This window comes from Streptomyces nigra, assembly GCF_003074055.1.
In the GTDB taxonomy this organism is placed as follows: domain Bacteria; phylum Actinomycetota; class Actinomycetes; order Streptomycetales; family Streptomycetaceae; genus Streptomyces; species Streptomyces nigra.
Genome location: NZ_CP029043.1, coordinates 1 through 17,776 on the forward strand (window position 1 = coordinate 1; position 17,776 = coordinate 17,776).

The window sequence follows — 17,776 nt, forward strand, 5'->3', positions numbered from 1 at the left end:
TCGCGGGCCCGCGCCCTGGGCACTCCGGCGACCCGCACGGGTGCCTCGATGACGTTCTCCAGAGCGGTCATGTGAGGGAAGAGGTTGAAGCGCTGGAACACCATCCCGATGTCACGGCGCCGCTCGGCGACCTCCCGTTCCCTCAGCTCGTGCAGCTTGCCGCCGTGCCGGCGGTAGCCGACGAGTTCGCCGTCCACGGTGAGTCTGCCGCCGTCGACCTTCTCGAGGTGGTTGATGCAGCGCAGGAACGTGGACTTGCCCGAGCCGGACGGGCCCAGAAGGCAGCACACGCTGCCGCGCCGGACGGTGAGGTCGACGCCTTTGAGGACCTCCAGCTTGCCGTACCGCTTGCGCACACCTTCGGCGTGCACCATCGGCACGCTCGCGTGGTCGTGCTGCGTCGGCACGCTCTCGTCGTGCTGCGTCGCCACGCTCTCGTCGTGCCGCGTCGCCACGCGCTGGTCGTGGCCAGTCGGGGCGCTGCGGTCGTGCCCGGTCGGGGCGCTGCCGTCGTGCATCTTGGGGGCGCTCACCGGCCCGCCTCCTTGTTCTTCACGCGAGTGGGCCGGGCGGCTGTGCCGAGCAGGCGCCGCAGGGGCGCCACGTGCTGGGGGCCGGCGGTGCCGCGGCCGTAGCGCCGCTCCAGCCAGGCCTGCGGGATGCCGAGCAGCGTGACCAGGGCGAGATACCACAGGCTCGCCACCACCAGCATGGGGATGACCTGGTAGTTCTGGGCGTACACGTCCTGGATGTTGGACATGAGGTCGTGCGCGGAGATGACCGAGACCAAGGCGGTCATCTTCAGCATGTTGATGGTCTCGTTGCCCATCGGCGGGATGATGACGCGCATCGCCTGTGGCAGCACGATCCGGCGCATGGTCAGGGCGGGACGCATACCGAGCGAGTGCGCGGCCTCGGTCTGCCCCTGGTCGACGGACTGGATGCCCGCGCGCACGATCTCTGAGGCGTAGGCGGCCTCGTTGAGCCCGAGGGCGAGCAGCGCCGCGACCGCAGGCGTCAGCAGGGTGTTGGTCTCCGTCTGGAAGAAGGTGACATCGGTGAAGGGGATGCCGATCTTCACGTACTTGTAGAGGGCGGCGGCATACCCCCAGAAGATGATCTGCACGAGCAGCGGGGTCCCACGGAAGACCCACACGAAGGCGGTGGCGATGCCGTACAGGACGGGGCTGGCCGACAGCCGCATGACGGCGATGAGCGTGCCCAGTCCGAGGCCGAGCGCCATGGCCGCGGCGGTCAGCCAGAGCGTCGTGCTCAGCCCGTCGAAGACGAGATCCGCGAACAGGTAGTCTCCGACGACGTCCCAGCGCAGGTTGTCGTTCTTGGCGAGCGAGCCGATGAGCCCGACGAGCGCCAGCACCGACACGACCGCGGCGAACCAGCGGGCGTAGTTGCGGACCGGGACGACCTCGAGCTCCGGTGCCCTCTCCCGGCCCGCGTGCGGGGTCTCCGGCGCGTTCTTCGTGACGGTCATGCTCAGTCCACCGCCGCGTTACGGGTGGCTTCCTTCACCGCGATCGAGGCCACGCCGTACTTGTCGAAGATCTTGGTGAGGGTGCCGTCGTCGATGAGGCTCTGGAGAGCCTTCTGGATCGCGTCGGTCAGCTCGGGCAGCTGCTTGCTGACGGCGATGCCGTTCGGCGAGGCGTTGTAGCCGCCCGGTGCGGCGGGGTCCTCCACCAGGTCGAAGGCCTTACCGCTGTCGGCGGTCTTGGCCACCCAGCCGGCGGCGGGCTTGGTGAGGACCTGGGCTGCGACCTTGCCGGAGCGCAGGGCGAGCTGGGCGTCGGAGTCCTTGGGATAGGTCAGGATGCCGATCTTCCCCTTGCCCGCGGCGGCACATTCCCTCTGGTGGGACTTCAGCAGGGTGAGCTGGTTGGTGGCGGCCTGGACGGCGACCTTCCGGCCGCACAGGCCGTCCAGGTCGGTGATCCTGGCGGGGTTGCCGTCGGCGACGAGGATGCCGGAACCGGACTGGGAGTAGTCGACGAAGTCGACGACCTGCTGACGCTCCTTGTTGTCGGTGATGGCGGACATGGCGGCGTCGAACTTGCCGGCCTGGAGGGCGGGCACGATCCCGTCGAACTTCTGCGGAGTGAAGGCGAAGTTCACACCCAGCTTCGCGCCCAGCGCCCGACCGAGGTCGTAGTCCAGGCCGGTGAGCTCGCTCTCCCCCTCCTTCACGAACATCTCGAACGGCGGGTAGGGAACGTCGGTCGCCACGCGTACCTTCCCGGCCTTCTTGATCTGCTCCGGCAGCTTGTCGTGCAGGGCCGGGTCCTTCTTGATCTCCACTCCGGCGACGGAGACCCTGCTCGCCGCCGCGGGAGCGGGGTCGTCGGCGTCCCCGCAGGCGGTGAGGGCGGTGAGGGCCAGAGCCGCCGCGGCGGCGGCCGGGACACGCTGGGCGAGACGAGTGTTCATCGTGGCGGAACCTCTCGGGATTTCTGCCGACGGACCCCTGCCGTCGACAACACAGCAGGGAAGTTACAGAAAGACCCAGCAATTGGCTAGATGTATCGGACGTTACGTTGATGTGAAACGACTGAAGAGGATCGGCGTGCCTGAGGAGATGCCCTCTGTCCTGGGCTTTCTGCGGGGCGGGCGACTCACGACCCGAGACGGTCGGCATACATCCATAGCTCGCCATGACCGATCTGTATCTTCCGATACCGGCCACACGGGGCGGACCCGCCGCTCACGGGAACGACGGGTCCGCGGACGGAGGTGCCGGTGCGCTCCCGGCCGCCAGAGGGAGCCGGCGGCCGGGGCCGCACCGGCGAGGTCAGGAACGCTCCGGGGGCATTCGCGTGCGCTTTCCCCTGGCCGGGACGGACGTTCGCCCGGGACAGATCCCCGTCGTAGTGCGCCCTGAGCCGAGGGTCCATGACACGCCGCCACACGGGCGGGAACCAGGCGACCACGATCATGGTGGCGTAGCCGGAGGGGAGTTGCGGGGCCTCGTCGAAATGGCGCAGCGTCTGATAGCGGCGCAGCGGGTTGGCGTGATGGTCGGAGTGCCGTTGCAACTGGAACAGCAGCAGATTGCTGACCGTGTGTTGCTGTTCCAGCTGTGCCGGGGAGTGACACGTTCATAGCGCCCGTCCTGACGGCGCCGTCGCAGCAGCCCGTAGTGCTCCAGGTAGTTGACCGTCTCCAGCAGACAGAACCCGATCACCGCCTGAAGGAGCAGGAAGGCAGGACGACCGGACCGAAGGCGACGGCCAGCACCGCGAAAAGGGCTGCGGTCAGCGCCCATGCCGTCAGGACGTCGTTGTGCGGCTGACGACGGGGCGTCCGCGGCGCTCCAGCCGACGCCGCTCCAGGTGCCAGGCCGAGCGCGCACTGCCCGTGACGGCACGAGGGAGAAGCGCCAGAAGCTCTCGCCATACGTGAACTGGCGTGATCCTCGGGCGTGGCCACGCGCACATGATGACCATGGTTGTGCTCGACGTAGAAGTGGCCGTAGCCGCTCTGGGCGAGCGCCATCCGGCTCAACCGCCGCTCCAACTGCTCGCGCTTGTGTCCCAGTTCGTGTGCGGTGTTGATGGCCACCCCGCCACGACGCCGGTGGTGGCGGCAAGGCCGAGGCCGTCCGCGACCGACAGCGTGCCGCCGGCCCACTGATCGCACGCCCACACCAGCGCACCGAATTGAAGCGGCAGGTACAGGTACGTGCACCAGCGGTAGTAGCGGTCCGCCTCCAGGCTTGCCATCGCCGCTCGGCGGATTGGCGCTGTCCCTGCCCGTGGCGTGATCGAGCAGGGGCAGAAGGACGAATGAGAAGAACGGCCCCCACCACCACAGAACCCAGCACCCGTCAGGGAGACGAGACCGGCCGCCTGAAACGGCAGAGTCGGGACGACCAGAGCCAGGGCCAGAGGCACCGCTTCGGGTCACGCCACGTCGGGCATCTTCGTCGCCGCGCTTCGTCATGAGGTTCCCTTCTATGGGACGTTGCGCCTCCACCGCCGAGTTCAGGGAAGCGGCGGAGGCGCAACTGGGGGGAGCCCCGAGCGTGCCAGCCGCCCATGGCACTGACAAACCCAGCGCAGTGTAAATATTCTGACGCAGCGTCAATTCCGATGGAGCGCCACCCTCAGCATCCGTCTCGAAGGAACCCGTACCTCCGTCGGCTGGGGTCGCTCTGGCACACTGCTGCGATGGCCGCTGCCGATCCCGCCGTGAGACCGCCTCATCCGCCGCGCGTGGCGTGGCGCCTCCAGATGAGGGAGCGCGTCCTGGAGGAGGCCTGGACCCTGGCCGCGCAGAACGGCTGGGACCGGGTGCGGGTCGCGGACCTGGCGGAGCGGTCCGAGGTCTCAAGGCCGTCGATATACAAGGAGTTCGGCGATCGGGCCGGAGTCGGTCAGGCCCTGGTGGAGCGGGAGACGGAGCGGTTCCTGACCCGGCTCGCGGCCGTGCTGGACTCCGGCGGGGGCGACGTCGCCGGTGCCCTGCGCAGAGGAGTCGCGCACACGCTCGACGAGGGCAGACGCAACCCGTTCATCCGGGCCGTGCTCACCGCCGCACGCGGGGAACAGACGCCCTGCTTCCGTTCCTGACGAGTCGGCCGGACCCGGTGTTCTCCTCGGCACGTGAGCTGCTGAGCGCCTGGCTGACCGATGCCGTGCCCGACGCCGGCCAGGCGCGGCGCGAGGAGGCGGCGGACCTCGCCGTACGGCTCACGCTCAGCCACATGCTCCTGCCGGTGCCCGGGCAGGGCGACGTCTCCGAACGGGTCACGCGCGCGGTGTGCGCCGTTCTGAACCATTGACGTGCCCCACCGTGCGGCGGTCTTCGCCGCGGCCGGGAGCGTCTTCGTCCACGCGGCAGAAGACGGCCTGGGGACCGTGGTGGTCCTCCCCCGGCCCACGGGCGGGCTCCTCACGCAAGAAGAGCCAGACACTCCGTCAACTTCGGCCAGGGCTCGACTGTTTGAGACATTGAAAGATCAATAGTGTGACCCTCGAGCACCAAGCGTCTACCTCAAGGAGTCCCGTGTCCGCTGCCGCGCAGCCTCTCGACATCCTCTCCCCCGCGTTCGCGGCGGATCCCTATCCCACGTACGCGGTGATGCGGGAGAAAGAGCCTCTGATCTGGCACGAGGCCACCCAGAGCTACATCCTCTCCCGCTACGACGACGTCGAGCGCGTCTTCAAGGACAAGAAGTCCGAGTTCACCACGGACAACTACAACTGGCAGCTCGAGCCGGTGCACGGCAGGACGATCCTGCAGATGAGCGGGCGTGAGCACGCGGTGCGCCGGGCCCTGGTTGCTCCCGCCTTCCGGGGCAGCGACCTCCAGGAGAAGTTCCTGCCGGTCATCGAACGCAACTCCCGCGACCTCATAGACACCTTCCGCGACTCCGGGTCCGCCGACATCGTCAGCGACTACGCAACTCGATTTCCGGTCAACGTCATCGCCGACATGCTCGGGCTGGACAAGGCCGACCACACCCGCTTCCACGGGTGGTACACGGCCGTCATCGCCTTCCTCGGCAACCTCTCGGGCGACCCGGAGGTGACGGCCGCGGGGGAACGGACCCGGGTGGAGTTCGCCGAGTACATGATCCCGATCATCCAGGAGCGGCGCGAGAAGCCGGGCGACGACCTGCTGTCGGCGCTGTGCGCCGCCGAGGTGGACGGTGTCCGGATGAGCGACGAGGACATCAAGGCGTTCTGCAGTCTGCTGCTCGCCGCCGGCGGTGAGACCACGGACAAGGCGATCGCCAGCATCCTGGCCAATCTGCTGATGCATCCCGAGCAACTGGCAGCGGTCAGCGAGGACCGGAGCCTGATTCCGGCGGCGTTCGCTGAGACGCTGCGCTACACCCCGCCGGTCCACATGATCATGCGCCAGTCGGCCGTGGACGTCGAGGTCAGCGGCGGGACCATCCCGGCCGGGGCCACGGTGACCTGTCTGATCGGCGCCGCCAACCGGGACGAGCGGCGCTACCGCGAGCCCGACCGCTTCGACATCTTCCGCGACGACCTCAGCACGACATCGGCGTTCTCCGCCGCCGCCGACCATCTCGCCTTCGCGCTCGGCCGGCACTTCTGCGTCGGAGCCCTGCTGGCCAAGGCCGAGGTGGAGACCGGCGTCAACCAGCTGCTGGACGCCATGCCCGATCTTCGGCTCGCCGACGGCTTCGACCCGGTGGAGCAGGGCGTGTTCACCCGCGGCCCGCAGTCGCTGCCGGTGCGCTTCACGCCGGTCACCACCTGACCCGCGCAAGGGGCGCGCCTCACTCCCGGAGGGCAGCGGCGCACGCCACCAGGGCCGCCGTACACCGTGAATGGCCGGTGCCCGCGAACTCGCAGGCACCGGACCGGACGGCTGAGCGGCGGCGCGCCTGAGGGCTGTCCCGTCATTCCCGGTGGATCGGCGCGCGGCGTCATGTGCGGTGCATCGCAAGGCGGAGGGCCCGTCCGCATACTGGATGTATGCGGACGACCCGACAGCGCGGCGAGGTGCCGTGGCTGACGTCGCGCGCCCGCCGGGAAGGACGGGACAGCCCTCAGTGTGCTGCCGGGGTGAACTCCACGGGCAGGGACTTCAGTCCCCGCATCCAGATGGACGGGCGCCAGGCCAGCTCCTCCGGTTCGACGCCCAGCACCAGGTCGGGCAGATGCTCCATGAGCGTCTCGACGGCCGTCCTCGCCATCACGTCCGCCAGGAGGGGGCGGGGTAGGGACAGCGGTGTTCGCCGTTGCTGAAGGACAGGTGGGCGGAGTTCTCGGCACCGACGTGGGAGTCCGGCCAGATCTGCGGGTCGGTGTTGGCCGCGGCGAGGCCCAGCACGAGGCAGTCTCCCTCGCGGATGAGCCGGCCCCCAGCTGGGTGTCGCGCACGGCCCAGCGGCCGATGAAGTTCTGGGTGGGTGTGTCCAGCCACAGCACTTCGTTGAGGGCGTCGCCGACGCTGACCCGGCCGCCGGAGACATTGACCGCGAAGCGCTCATCGGTGAGCAGCAGACGCAGGGTGTTGCAGATCCAGTTGGCGGTGGGCTGCTGCGCGGCGGCGATGACGGAGATCAGGTCCTGGACGATCTCCTCGTCGGTGAGCCCGGCCGGATCCAGCAGCATCCGCGAGGTGACGTCGGGGCCGGGCTGCTCCCGCTTCTCCTTCACCAGCTGCATGATGCGCGCACCGACACGCCCGTAGGCGGCCACGGGTCGTCGCCCTCACCGGCGTCGAGGGAGATCCGGAGGTCCTCGACGAGTTGCTCGGTGTCCGCGCTGCCCTGCGTCATGCCGCACATCCACAGCACGGCGCGGGCCGGCAGCGCGTGGGCGTACGCGCTCATCAGCTCGGCGTGGCCCCTGCCGGAGAAGCCGGCGATCAGCTGCTCGGCGATCAGCTGGCACTCGCGGGCCAGTTCGAACTGGTCGACGCCCTCCAGTGCCTGGGTGATCACCCCGGCGCGGCGCTGGTGCTCGGCACCCTCGGTGAACAGCACGGAGGGCTGGTATCCGACGAAGGGCATCAGGGGCCAGTCCGGCGGGATGTTCGGCCACTGGTTCCAGCGCCGGGAGTCCCGGGCGAACAGTTCGTCGTGGCTGGTGACGAAGGTGACCTCGGAATAGCCGAGCACCAGCCAGGCGGGGATGTCGTTGTCGAGCAGCACCGGCGCGACGGCGCCGTGTTCGCGCCGCAGGGCGCGGTACAGCTGGGCGGGCGTCTGCTGGTATTCCAGGCCGCCCAGGTGCACGGCAGAGGAGTGGGCCGGACAGCCGGGCGGAGGCGTGGCCCCGGGAGCGGAGCCGAAGGTGTCGCTCATGCTGTGCTCTCCTGGGACAGTGCCAGCGCATACAGGTGGTTGACCAGGGTGATGAGGACCTCTTTGCAGGACGACCTGAGCCGGGCGTCGCAGTCGACCATCGGCACGTGCTCGCCCAGGGCGAGTGCCTGGCGGATCTCTTCGAGCGAGAAGCGGGCGTCGTCGCCGTCGAAGCGGTTGACGGCCACCACGAACGGCGTGCCGTGGTGCTCGAGCCGGTCTATCGCGTACCAGGAGTCCTCCATGCGGCGGGTGTCGACCAGCACCACGGCGCCCAGCGTGCCGGAGAACAGGCGGTCCCACAGGAACCAGAAGCGCTCCTGACCGGGGGCGCCGAACAGGTACAACACCATGCGCTGGCTGAGGCTGATGCGCCCGAAGTCGAAGGCCACGGTCGTGGTGTTCTTGTTCTCCACGCCTTTGGTCTCGTCGATGCCGTACCCGGCCTGCGTCATCACCTCCTCGGTGTTCAGGGGCCGGATCTCGCTGACGGAGCGCACCATGGTGGTCTTCCCGACACCGAAACCGCCTACGACGACGATCTTCAGGCCGGTCTCGGCGGCATCGGCCAGCGGCGTGCGCTGCGAAGGCAGCTCAGAGGTTACGGAGCCCATGGAGGACCTCCTGGAGCAGGGCGGTTTCGGGGAGGCCGGCGACGGATTCGGCGGCGCGGGGATGGCGGGCGCTGACCTTGCCCATGTCGTGCAGGTCGCCGAGCAGAATCCGCACCACGGTGACGGGCAGCGCCAGTTCGGCCGAGATCTCGACCACGGCCGTGGGATGCCGGCACATCTCCAGGATGCGGGCGTGCTCGGACTGCATCCCGGAGGCGGGCTCGCTCTCGCTGACGACCAGCGTCACCAGGTCGAAGAAGTCGTCGGCCTCGCTGCGCCCACCCGTGACCATGTAGAGCCGGTCGGGATCACCGATGTCCACGGGTTTGCGGATCACGTGGTGGCACCCCTGCTGGCGGGAGTACGGGGCTCGGCCCGCAGGTGCTCGCCGATCTGCTGGACCAGTTCGGTCATCTGGTGGCCCACCACGCCCGGGTCGGCGCTCTCGTCGGCGATGACCGCCAAGTGGGCGCCGTCGCCGGCCTCCACGATGAACAGCAGGCCACCGTGGAATTCGGTCATCGCGTGCCGCACGCCGCCGGTGCCGTCGCCGAACTCCACCGAGGCGCCCTGGGACAGCGCCTGGATTCCGGAACAGATGGCGGCCAGTTGGTCGGCCTGGTCGAGCGTCATGTGCTCCGTCCAGCACAGCTTCAGCCCGTCCCGGGACAGGACGAGGGCGTGGCGTGTGCCCGGCGTGCGCTCCATGAGGTTCGTCAGGAGCCAGCTCAGGCTGGTGTCAGTGGTCTCCATGGTGGGTGGGGCGGGGTGCGACCGTTCGCGGGTCACCCGGCCCGTACCTCCAATCCAACGAGGTGGGGCGATCAGTACGGGAGTGGTGGGCGAGGGCGCCCGGTGGGCTGGGGTGCGCGGCCTACTCGTCGCGCGAGGCCTCCTGCGGGTCATCGGTACCGGCTTCCCCGGCGCCGTGCCGACCGCGATGGAAGGCGCCGAAGCGGCTTCCCGCGTCGCGAGCCGGGCCCTGCTCCCCCTGCTGAGCGGGGGACGTTTCGGCTGCCGGCCGAGGGCGTCCCCGCTCCGCCTCGGCCATGGTGCGGCCGGGGGCCCGCACGGGCAGGCCCCCCGGAGTAGCCGGGCCGCGCCCACGTGAGCCGGCGGCGGGGGTGTCCGTGTCGGCTGTGCGCGAGCGCACCGGCAGCGGCTTCTCCGCGGCCGGGGCCGGTCCGGGCGCGGGGACCGGCGCGGAGGCTGCCGCTTCCCGACTGCGGCGGGGACTCGCCGGGGCGACGGGCTCGCGCTGCTGGGCCATCAGTTGAGGCGGCAGGAGGACGACGACGCCGGTGCCGCCGCGCGAGGAAGGGCGGTAGTTGACGCTGATGCCGTACTTGGAGGCGACCCGCCCCACGACCGCCAGCCCCAGCCGGGTGCCCTGCAACGAGGCCAGGTCGGTCACCCGGCCCGCGACAGCCTCCTCCGCGCGATGCATGGCGGCGTCGGACATCTTCAGGCCACTGTCCTCGATCGTGACGACGAGTCCGGCGCTGCGCTCCTCCACGTAGACGTGGACCTCGTCGATGGGCGGCGAGAAGTTGGCAGCGTTGTCCATGAGTTCGGCCAGCAGGTGCATCACCCCCTCGGCGGCGAAGCCCGAGATGGCGGCTTTGCTGGAGCTGTGCAGGCGCACCCGCCGGTAGGCGGCGATCCGGCCGACCGCGCCACGCAGAACGCTCTCGACCACGATCGGCTTGTTCCAGACGCGGCTGGAACGGCCGCCCATCAGGAGGGCCAGCCGGTCGGTCATCAGGCCCAGCTGCGACGTGCTGTGGTCCAGGCGCAGCAGGTCGCCGAAGACCTCCTCACCGTGCCGCTCCTGCATGTCGCGCAGGTCGGCGAGCATGCTGACGGTCTTGGCCTGCACCCGGCTCAGAGCCTTGGCGGACGCTGCCTGGGCGGCGGCCGAACGGCGCTCGCTGTAGGCGAGTTCACGCACGAACCACTCGGCGGGGTCGCGCAGCAGCGGACTACGCGGCCAGTCGAACTTGGCCAGGACGGTGTCCGCGGAGCTTCCCTCGCGCAGCAACGCGACGGCGGAGGGCAGCGTCTCGGCGGTCAGACGCTTGAGTTCGGTGCTGCCCTGGGCCAGTTCGCCGCGCAGGGTCTCCAGTTCGGACTCGGCGTGGACGGCTCTGCGGACCAGCGCGTCGAGTTCGGTGGCGAAGACCTCCAGCAACTGGCGCAGGTGCGGATCGGACGGCGGTGTGACGCGAGCGAGAGCATCGTCGGTCCGGGTCCCGCCTTTCACCTGATGCACGAGGCCCGGCAGGGTGACGTTGACCAGCTGGGAGGTCTCCGCGCCCTGCTGCATCCAGTGCTTGCGGGCCATCTCCAGCTCGTCGCTGCGGGATGCGGCGTCCCGGCGGGCCGTGCGCAGCAGGCGGGCGGCGACGGCGACGAGGAGCGCCGTGCACACCCAGGCGACTGCCGCGGTGCCGGTCACCCAGCCGCGGGCCTCGGCGGGGGCCACGACGATGACGGCCGCGGCGCTCACGGCAGTGACGAGGAGCGCGGCAGGGAACACGGCCGGCGAGGAGCGCGCCCCTTTCGCACTCCGGCGCTGGCGGGGGCGGGCAGGCACTGACATTCCGGGGTCCCTCGGTCCTTGGCGGCAGCAGTCCTGGTGACGACTGGAGGTCGCCCTTGATCAGGGCGGCGGTGGGCGCCACTCGTGACCCTTCCGGGTCGGGCACGCCGCCATGCTAGTCACCGAGCCGTGCCAGAAAGCCCGGCCTGAGTGCCCTGCCGTGGCACCGGTTGAATTCGTCGGGAAACATCCATTGTCACGTACGCGTGTGATATTTGACGTCGCCTCATCTGACCGCCATGGAGCCCGCATTCAGGCAATGAGTCGGCGTCGAAGAGTTCAACCGAGACCGAGCCGCAGCCAGATGCGGCCTGGGAAATGAACATTTTGAGCCAACTATCTGTCCCGGTTCGCTCAAGGAAACCGCCGTGAATCAGCACAGTCTCGGCGAAGCGGCCCCGGAGACCGTACCAGCCCCAGGTGCCGACTCACGGAGAGAGAGCGACGGGCCGGAGCGCCTCGGTGATCAGTGGATCGCCCTGCCGGAGCCCGGCGGGCTCGCCCGGCCCGCCGGAGGGCGCTTTCCGCACTGCGCCGTGTTTCGCCGGGCTGCCGCTCAAGGGCCGGGTCGTTCGTGCCGTGCGGCCGAGAATCGGAGGAGCGCAATTCGCTCTCCAGGCCGAGGCAGCGGCGATCGGATGGGAGACGCGGAGTCGGCCCAGGTCGGCCCCGACCTCCATAGGGGGCCCGGGTCAGAGGACGTCGTAGGTGCGGGCGAGCATCCGTACGGTGGCGGCGATGGCCCGGCGCAGTTCGATCGGGGCGACGACTTCGACGTCCCCGCCGAGCCGTAGCAGCTCGCCGCATGCGTGCTCGACGCCTTCGATCGGGATGACCGCCTCCACCCATTCGGTGCCGGGGACGGCGGTCGCCGTGGAGTCGACCGCCCGCACCACCTCCGGGGCGACGTTGTCGGGCAGGCGCCGACGCCCTCGGGGCGACAGACGGATGGTGGCCTCGCCGGTGTAGCGACGCGCCTGGAATTCCGCGAGATAGGTATCCCAGTGCGCACCCAGGTCGAAGTCCTGCGGCCGGTCGAAACGCTCGTCGCCCACGCTCGCGTCGATGATGTGGGCGACACGATAGGTCGCCATCCCGCGGTCCGTGGCGGCCACGAGGTACCAGACGCCGGACTTGAGCACCAGGCCGTACGGACGAAGGCGGCGCTGCACTTCCTGCGGCACCCGCCAGCGGCGGTACCGCACGTCCACCGTGTGCCCGGTGCGTACCGCGTCGACGAACAGCGTGAGATGCGGGGCCCGTTCGGGCTCCCGGTACCAACCGGGGGCGTCCACGTGGAACACGGCGGCGGTACGCGCGGCCTCTTCGCGCAGTCCGGTCGGCAGCGCGGCCAGCAGCTTCAGCCGTGCCGCCACCGCTTCCGCCGCAAGCCCCAAGTCGGCGGCGGCGCCGGGCAGTCCGGCGAAGAGGAGCGCCCGTGCCTCGCCTTCGCTCAGCCCGGTCAGACGGGTGCGATATCCGTCCAGCAGCTGGTAGCCGCCCCCGGGCCCGGGCTCCGCGTAGACCGGAACCCCCGCCGCCTGGAGTCGAGCCAGGTCACGATACGCGGTCCGGACGGACACGCCCAGCTCATCGGCGATCGCCCGCGCGGACAGGCGCCCACGGGACTGGAGCAACAGCAGAACGGACAACAACCGACTGGCAGACACGGACGCATTCTCCTCGGAAAACCCTGACAGCACCTGGCACACGACTCCCCTACCGTCGACCGGCGTCCGGCCCCGGCTCCCGCCGGACGGGCCACACGCCCCCGCCCTGCCCGCCCCAGGACGAACGACTGGAGACCCCTGTGCCCCCGTCCCCGCCCCACCTCGTAGACCGCATGTCCGTGATCGAGCTCCGGCAGTACACGCTGCGTCCCGGCCGGCGCGACGACTTCGTCGAGTTGTTCGACCGGGAGTTCGTCGAGTCGCAGGAGGAGGCCGGGATGACCGTGCTCGGCCAATTCCGGGATGTCGATGATCCGGACCGCTTCGTCTGGCTGCGCGGCTTCCGGGACATGACGACGCGTCATCGCGCCCTCACCGCCTTCTACGGCGGACCTGTCTGGGCCAGGCACGGCGCCCGGGCGAACGACGCCATGATCGACTCGGACGACGTCCTTCTTCTTCGCCCCTCCTCGGCCGACACGAACTTCGCCGTCTCCTCCCGGGCAAGGCCTCCGATCGGCGCACCGTCGCCCGAACGGTTCGTCGCGGCCACCGTGTGGTCCTTCCCGCCGGGGCGAGACGACGGCATCGCACGGATCCGGGACGGCCTGCTCCCCGCTCTCCTCGAGACGGGCCCGGCGCCGCTCGGTCCCCTGATCACCGAGCCCGCACCCAATACATTCCCCAGGCTGCCGGTTCGCGCCGGGGAGAACGTCGCCGTGCTGTTCGCCTCGTACCCCGACGAGAGCGCGTACCTGCGGCATCTCGCCGATGTCCGGGCCCGTCCCCGCGTACGGGACGAGATCCTGCCGGACATCGAGCGAGAGCAGACGGCCGCACCTCGGGTGCTCCGGCTGAGGCCCACGGGCCGCTCGCTCCTCTCCTGACGCCTTCGGGTAATCCGTAGCGGAACGCCGGGCTGATTGGTCCTGAATTCCTTTTCACCTGATCAGGTCTGGGACCAATCCGCGGGGCGAACGGAACCGGATTCCCGGCGTGAGGGACGACGAGAAGGATCAGCGGGTACGAACCCCTTGGCCCCGTAGTGCGTTGGGCGCGCTGGGCGGGGTGCTGGCCGGCTTCGCCGCGCTGGCGGTGGCCGATCTGCTGGCAGGGTTGGCGCGGCCGCAGGCCGGCCCGATCGTCGCGGTGGGCGGCGCGTCCATCGACGCCACGCCGGCCGCGGTCAAGGACTGGGCGGTCCGTCGCTTCGGCACGGACGACAAGCTCGTGCTGCAGCTCGGCATCCTCGCCGTCCTGACAGCGCTGGCGCTGGCCTCGGGTGCGCTGGCGCTGCGTTTTCGTCGCGTCTCGGCCGCCGGGATCCTCCTCCTCGGAGGCGTCGGCGCGGCGGCCGCCGTCCGTCGTCCCGACTCCACCGGTCTCACGGACGCACTCCCGTCCGTGGGGGGAGCTGCGGCCGGAGCCCTGCTCCTGTACGCGCTGGCGGGCCGCCTGACCACGGTGGCGCGGTCGTCAGCGACCACACGCCCGTCGGCGGTGACGGGAGCCGAGGCCGGTCCGCCGCCGTCCGTGGGCTGGGACCGGCGGGGGTTCGTCCTCGGGGCCGTGTCCGCGGCGGCGGTCTCCACTGCCGTGGGCGCGGTCGGGCGGTCCCTGAAGTCCTCGCGCGGCCGGGACTCCATCGCCTCGCGCGACGCGATCGTGCTGCCCGCTCCCGGATCACCGGCGCGATCCGCCTCCGGGAGAACGGGGCTGCGAGTCCGTGGCATCAGTCCCTTCGTCACCTCCAACTCGGCCTTCTACCGGGTGGACACCGCTCTGGTGGTGCCCCGAGTGGACACCGGCGACTGGCGGTTGCGTATCCATGGCAAGGGCGTACGCCGCCCGGCCCGCTACTCCTTCGACGATCTGCTGGGCAGAGATCTCATCGAGCGGGACATCACCCTCACCTGCGTCTCCAACGAGGTCGGTGGCCCGTATGTGGGCAACGCGCGCTGGATCGGCGTACGCCTGGCCGACCTCCTCGCCGAATGCGGGGTCGAGCCTCCGTCCCGGGGAGGGCCGGCGGACCAGCTGGTGTCCCGGTCGGTGGACGGCATGACGATCGGCACCCCGGTCGAGGACGTCATGGACGGCCGGGACGCCATGCTCGCCCTCGGCATGAACGGCGAGCCGCTGCCCTTCGCACACGGTTTCCCGGTCCGGATGGTCGTCCCCGGCCTGTACGGCTTCGTCTCGGCCTGCAAGTGGATCAAGGACATCGAGCTCACCACCTTCGATTCCTATGACCCCTACTGGGTCCGGCGCGGCTGGGCCCGCCGTGCCCCGATCAAGACCGGGTCGCGGATCGACACCCCCAAGCCCTTCGCCCGGCCCGCGTCCGGCACCGTGATGATCGCCGGCGTCGCCTGGGCCCAGGGGCGTGGCATCGGCAAGGTCGAAGTCCGCGTCGACGACGGTCCCTGGCGGGAAGCCGACCTGGCCGCCCAGGACACGCGCGACACCTGGCGCCAGTGGTCCCTGCCCTGGAAGGCCACCAGGGGCGGCCACACGCTCACCGTACGCGCCACCGACCGGACCGGTGCCGTGCAGACCGCCGAGCGCACCCGCACGATCCCCGACGGCGCAAGCGGCTGGCACTCGGTCGTCGTGACCGTCGAGTGACCGCCCGCCCCGCACAGGGCCCGCGAGCCCTCTTTCGAACCACTGTCCACACCAACACCAGCGCAGCCTCGTCATGCTGCACCGTCCAACAGGAGGACATGATGAACACCCGTATCCGCCGTGCCACCGGTCTTCTCGCCGCGGCCGCCGTGCTTCCCCTCGCTCTCGCCGCCTGCTCCGACGGCAGCAGCGACTCGGACAAGGCCGACTCCTCCGACCGCGCGAAGGCTTCGGCCACGAGGAACGGCGACGCGTCGAGCGGCTCGACGGCGAGCAACGTGGAGCCGTTCGGTCCGGCCTGTTCGGCGGTCCCGAAGAACGGGGCGGGCTCCTTCGACGGCATGGCCAAGGACCCCGTCGCCACGGCGGCCTCCCACAACCCCGCTCTGTCCACCCTCGTGACGGCGGTGAAGAAGGCCGGCCTGGTCGACACCCTCAACAACGCGCAGGGCATCACCGTGTTCGCGCCGACGAACGACGCCTTCGGGAAGATCCCGAAGGCCACCCTCGACAAGGTCCTCAACGACAAGGCGATGCTGACGAAGATCCTCACCTATCACGTCGTCGGTCAGAAGCTCACGCCGAAGGACCTGGAGAACGGCTCCTTCGACACCCTGGAGAAGTCGAAGGTCATGACCTCCGGTTCGGGCGAGTCCTACACCGTCCAGGGATCCGCCAAGGTCGTCTGCGGGAACGTCACGACCGCCAATGCCACGGTCCACATCATCGACACCGTTCTCATGCCCAAGAGCTGACGCCACCACGAGCCGCGGCCGCCCGGCCGGCCCGGTCGTCCTGACCGGGCCGGCCTGGCGGCGCGTCGTCCACCGGGGCATCCGCCGGCGCCCGTCGAACGGGACCGGGCGGGTGCCCCACGCCACTTCCGCGCTCGCGGCCGACGACCCCCGGTCTCCCGCACCGGCCGTGCGCCCACTGCGCCGCACCGCGACAGCGCGGACGGTTCGCGTGGGAAGCCCGCCGCGTCGCCGGGCTTCCCACGCGCGCCCTCACGTCGGCAGAGCGAGCAGGGCGACCGGCGCGGACGTCGGCTGCTTCGATCCACCGGCCGGCTCCACGGTGATACCGACTTCCGAGACCCCGTGGACCGCGCCCTGCATGAGGACCGCCTGGCTGCTGCGGTCGGGATCCATCAGGCCGGCCGAACGCATCTTCCCGTCGTCGGAGAACCACAGTTGGTACACCTTGCCCCGCGGAGGTGCGGGCATGTCCGAGCTGACGAAAACGGCCCGGTCCCGGCGGACCGAGACCACCAGCGTGCCCGCGCCGCCCCCCACCCGCGCCGAACGCATCGTGGCGTCGGGCGCGGCCAGTACTTCCGCCAGGTCCTCCGCGCGCCGCTCGGCCTGTGCGGCCCGGTGCTGAGCGTCCTCGGCACGTTCGTGCTGCCACCCGGCCGCTCCGCCGAAGGTGGCCGCAGCGGCCACGCTGGCGGCGAGGGCCCACCAGGCCGGTCGCCGTCCTCGCCGGACGCCGCCGCCCGCGCGCTCCGGCGGCGCGGTCTCGGGCGAGACCTGTCGCACGCCGGTGATGCGTTGCAGGACCTGCTCCCGCATGGCGGGGCGCGTGCGCACCGTGGTGGTCCGGGCCAGGCGTCCGGTGGTGGCGGTGAACTCGGCGACCTCCTGCCGGCAGGCGTCGCACCCGTCCAGATGGCTCTCGAAGGCGGCGCGTTCCTCGTCGTGCAGCGCGTGCACGGCGTAGGCGCCGGTCAGCGTGTGCAGATCGGCGGTGGTCATGCGGTCACCCCCAGGCAGTCGCGCAGGCGGATGAGCCCGTCCCGCAGGCGGGTCTTCACCGTGCCGATCGGCAGGGACAGCACTTCGGCGACCTCGCGATAGGTCAGGCCGCGGTAGTAGGCGAGCGTGACCGACTGGCGTTGCAACTCCGTCAGGGTCCGCAGACAGCGCCTCACCTGTTCTTGCTCCAGCCGGTTCTCGACCTGCTCGATCACCTCGTCGTAGGCCGGCTGATGCGCGAGCAGCGCGGCCTTGGTGTCGCGAGCGGCCGCGGCCTCCACCGAGCGGACGCGGTCCACGGCACGCCGGTGGGCGAGGGTGAGGATCCAGTTGATGGCCGTGCCCCGCTCGGGCCGGTAACGCGGGGCGGTGCGCCAGACCTCGACCAGCACCTCCTGCGCCACCTCTTCCGACTGGGCCTGATCGCGCAACACGGCTCGCGCGACACCGAGCACGGAGCCGGCCACGGCGTCGTAGACGGTGGCGAAGGCCTCCTGATCACCCAGCGCCACCTCGTGGACGAGCTGTTGCAGATCGGGCTGAACTGTCGGATTGCTGCCGATGTATACGGGTTCCTTCACCATGGCTCTCCCAGGGGGCGGTGGGGGCCGAACGGCCCCACGTAATCCGAGGCTGCTCGAGCCGGGGATTGGTCCCGTGGGTGCGAAGGCGGCGCGATCCGGGTGTCGTGCGCTCGCCGCGAG

Annotated in this window: 17 protein-coding genes and 1 pseudogene; 6 read left to right on the forward strand and 12 right to left on the reverse strand. The window is 70.4% G+C overall.

Annotated features, from left to right (window positions below):
• The 4 genes from DC008_RS00005 to DC008_RS35640 form a co-directional block, all read right to left on the reverse strand.
• A partial coding sequence (locus DC008_RS00005) for an ATP-binding cassette domain-containing protein (protein WP_164492424.1) occupies positions 1-374 on the reverse strand: 374 nt, incomplete at its 3' end.
• A gap of 155 nt (positions 375-529) precedes the next feature.
• A complete protein-coding gene (locus DC008_RS00010; protein WP_108705093.1) occupies positions 530-1,492 on the reverse strand; it encodes an amino acid ABC transporter permease in 963 nt (320 codons plus the stop codon).
• Between the two features lie 2 nt (positions 1,493-1,494).
• A complete protein-coding gene (locus tag DC008_RS00015; protein ID WP_108705094.1) occupies positions 1,495-2,442 on the reverse strand; it encodes an ABC transporter substrate-binding protein in 948 nt (315 codons plus the stop codon).
• A gap of 750 nt (positions 2,443-3,192) precedes the next feature.
• Positions 3,193-3,573, reverse strand: coding sequence for a hypothetical protein (locus DC008_RS35640; protein WP_208645786.1), 381 nt, complete (start codon positions 3,571-3,573; stop codon positions 3,193-3,195).
• A gap of 671 nt (positions 3,574-4,244) precedes the next feature.
• On the opposite strand from DC008_RS35640, the gene DC008_RS35330 reads away from it, so the two are divergent.
• The 3 genes from DC008_RS35330 (at position 4,245) to DC008_RS00035 (ending at position 6,246) form a co-directional block, all read left to right on the forward strand.
• On the forward strand, positions 4,245-4,583 hold the full coding sequence (locus DC008_RS35330) for a TetR/AcrR family transcriptional regulator (protein WP_164492238.1): 339 nt from the start codon (positions 4,245-4,247) through the stop codon (positions 4,581-4,583).
• 17 nt (positions 4,584-4,600) lie between these two features.
• Positions 4,601-4,795: a hypothetical protein gene (locus DC008_RS00030; RefSeq protein ID WP_108705096.1), complete on the forward strand. Its 195-nt coding sequence runs from the start codon at positions 4,601-4,603 to the stop codon at positions 4,793-4,795.
• A gap of 224 nt (positions 4,796-5,019) precedes the next feature.
• Positions 5,020-6,246 (forward strand): cytochrome P450, encoded by a 1,227-nt coding sequence (locus DC008_RS00035; protein WP_108705097.1) that lies wholly within the window; start codon positions 5,020-5,022, stop codon positions 6,244-6,246.
• 292 nt (positions 6,247-6,538) lie between these two features.
• Here the strand turns inward: DC008_RS00035 and DC008_RS00040 are convergent.
• The 6 genes and pseudogenes from DC008_RS00040 to DC008_RS00065 all read right to left on the reverse strand — a co-directional run bounded on the left by DC008_RS00040 (position 6,539) and on the right by DC008_RS00065 (position 12,687).
• Positions 6,539-7,801: pseudogene (locus tag DC008_RS00040) on the reverse strand (cytochrome P450).
• Positions 7,798-8,415 (reverse strand): GTP-binding protein, encoded by a 618-nt coding sequence (locus DC008_RS00045; RefSeq protein ID WP_062668330.1) that lies wholly within the window; start codon positions 8,413-8,415, stop codon positions 7,798-7,800. The pseudogene DC008_RS00040 and the gene DC008_RS00045 overlap by 4 nt, the downstream one beginning before the upstream one ends.
• Entirely contained in the window at positions 8,396-8,752 is a 357-nt protein-coding gene (locus DC008_RS00050; protein ID WP_108705098.1) for a DUF742 domain-containing protein, read from the reverse strand. The genes DC008_RS00045 and DC008_RS00050 overlap by 20 nt, the downstream gene beginning before the upstream one ends.
• Positions 8,749-9,168, reverse strand: a complete 420-nt coding sequence (locus DC008_RS00055; protein ID WP_108705099.1) for a roadblock/LC7 domain-containing protein — start codon at positions 9,166-9,168, stop codon at positions 8,749-8,751. Before DC008_RS00055 ends, DC008_RS00050 begins: the two co-directional genes overlap by 4 nt.
• A gap of 121 nt (positions 9,169-9,289) precedes the next feature.
• Positions 9,290-11,017, reverse strand: coding sequence for a sensor histidine kinase (locus tag DC008_RS00060; RefSeq protein WP_108705100.1), 1,728 nt, complete (start codon positions 11,015-11,017; stop codon positions 9,290-9,292).
• A gap of 692 nt (positions 11,018-11,709) precedes the next feature.
• On the reverse strand, positions 11,710-12,687 hold the full coding sequence (locus DC008_RS00065; RefSeq protein ID WP_108705101.1) for a helix-turn-helix transcriptional regulator: 978 nt from the start codon (positions 12,685-12,687) through the stop codon (positions 11,710-11,712).
• 173 nt (positions 12,688-12,860) lie between these two features.
• Here DC008_RS00065 and DC008_RS00070 point away from each other — a divergent pair, with 173 nt between their 5' ends.
• From DC008_RS00070 to DC008_RS00080, 3 genes are all read left to right on the forward strand, one after another.
• Positions 12,861-13,574, forward strand: coding sequence for an NIPSNAP family protein (locus DC008_RS00070; protein ID WP_108710483.1), 714 nt, complete (start codon positions 12,861-12,863; stop codon positions 13,572-13,574).
• 109 nt (positions 13,575-13,683) lie between these two features.
• The gene (locus DC008_RS00075) at positions 13,684-15,315 is read left to right on the forward strand and encodes a molybdopterin-dependent oxidoreductase (RefSeq protein ID WP_108705102.1); all 1,632 of its coding nucleotides are present in this window, start codon (positions 13,684-13,686) and stop codon (positions 15,313-15,315) included.
• Positions 15,316-15,416: 101 nt separating this feature from the next.
• The gene (locus DC008_RS00080; protein ID WP_108710484.1) at positions 15,417-16,070 is read left to right on the forward strand and encodes a fasciclin domain-containing protein; all 654 of its coding nucleotides are present in this window, start codon (positions 15,417-15,419) and stop codon (positions 16,068-16,070) included.
• A 252-nt stretch (positions 16,071-16,322) separates the two neighbouring features.
• Here DC008_RS00080 and DC008_RS00085 read toward each other — a convergent pair whose 3' ends face one another.
• Positions 16,323-17,072: an anti-sigma factor gene (locus DC008_RS00085; RefSeq protein WP_108705103.1), complete on the reverse strand. Its 750-nt coding sequence runs from the start codon at positions 17,070-17,072 to the stop codon at positions 16,323-16,325.
• Positions 17,069-17,653, reverse strand: a complete 585-nt coding sequence (locus tag DC008_RS00090; protein ID WP_108710485.1) for a sigma-70 family RNA polymerase sigma factor — start codon at positions 17,651-17,653, stop codon at positions 17,069-17,071. The genes DC008_RS00085 and DC008_RS00090 overlap by 4 nt, the downstream gene beginning before the upstream one ends.
• Positions 17,654-17,776: the final 123 nt, after the last annotated feature.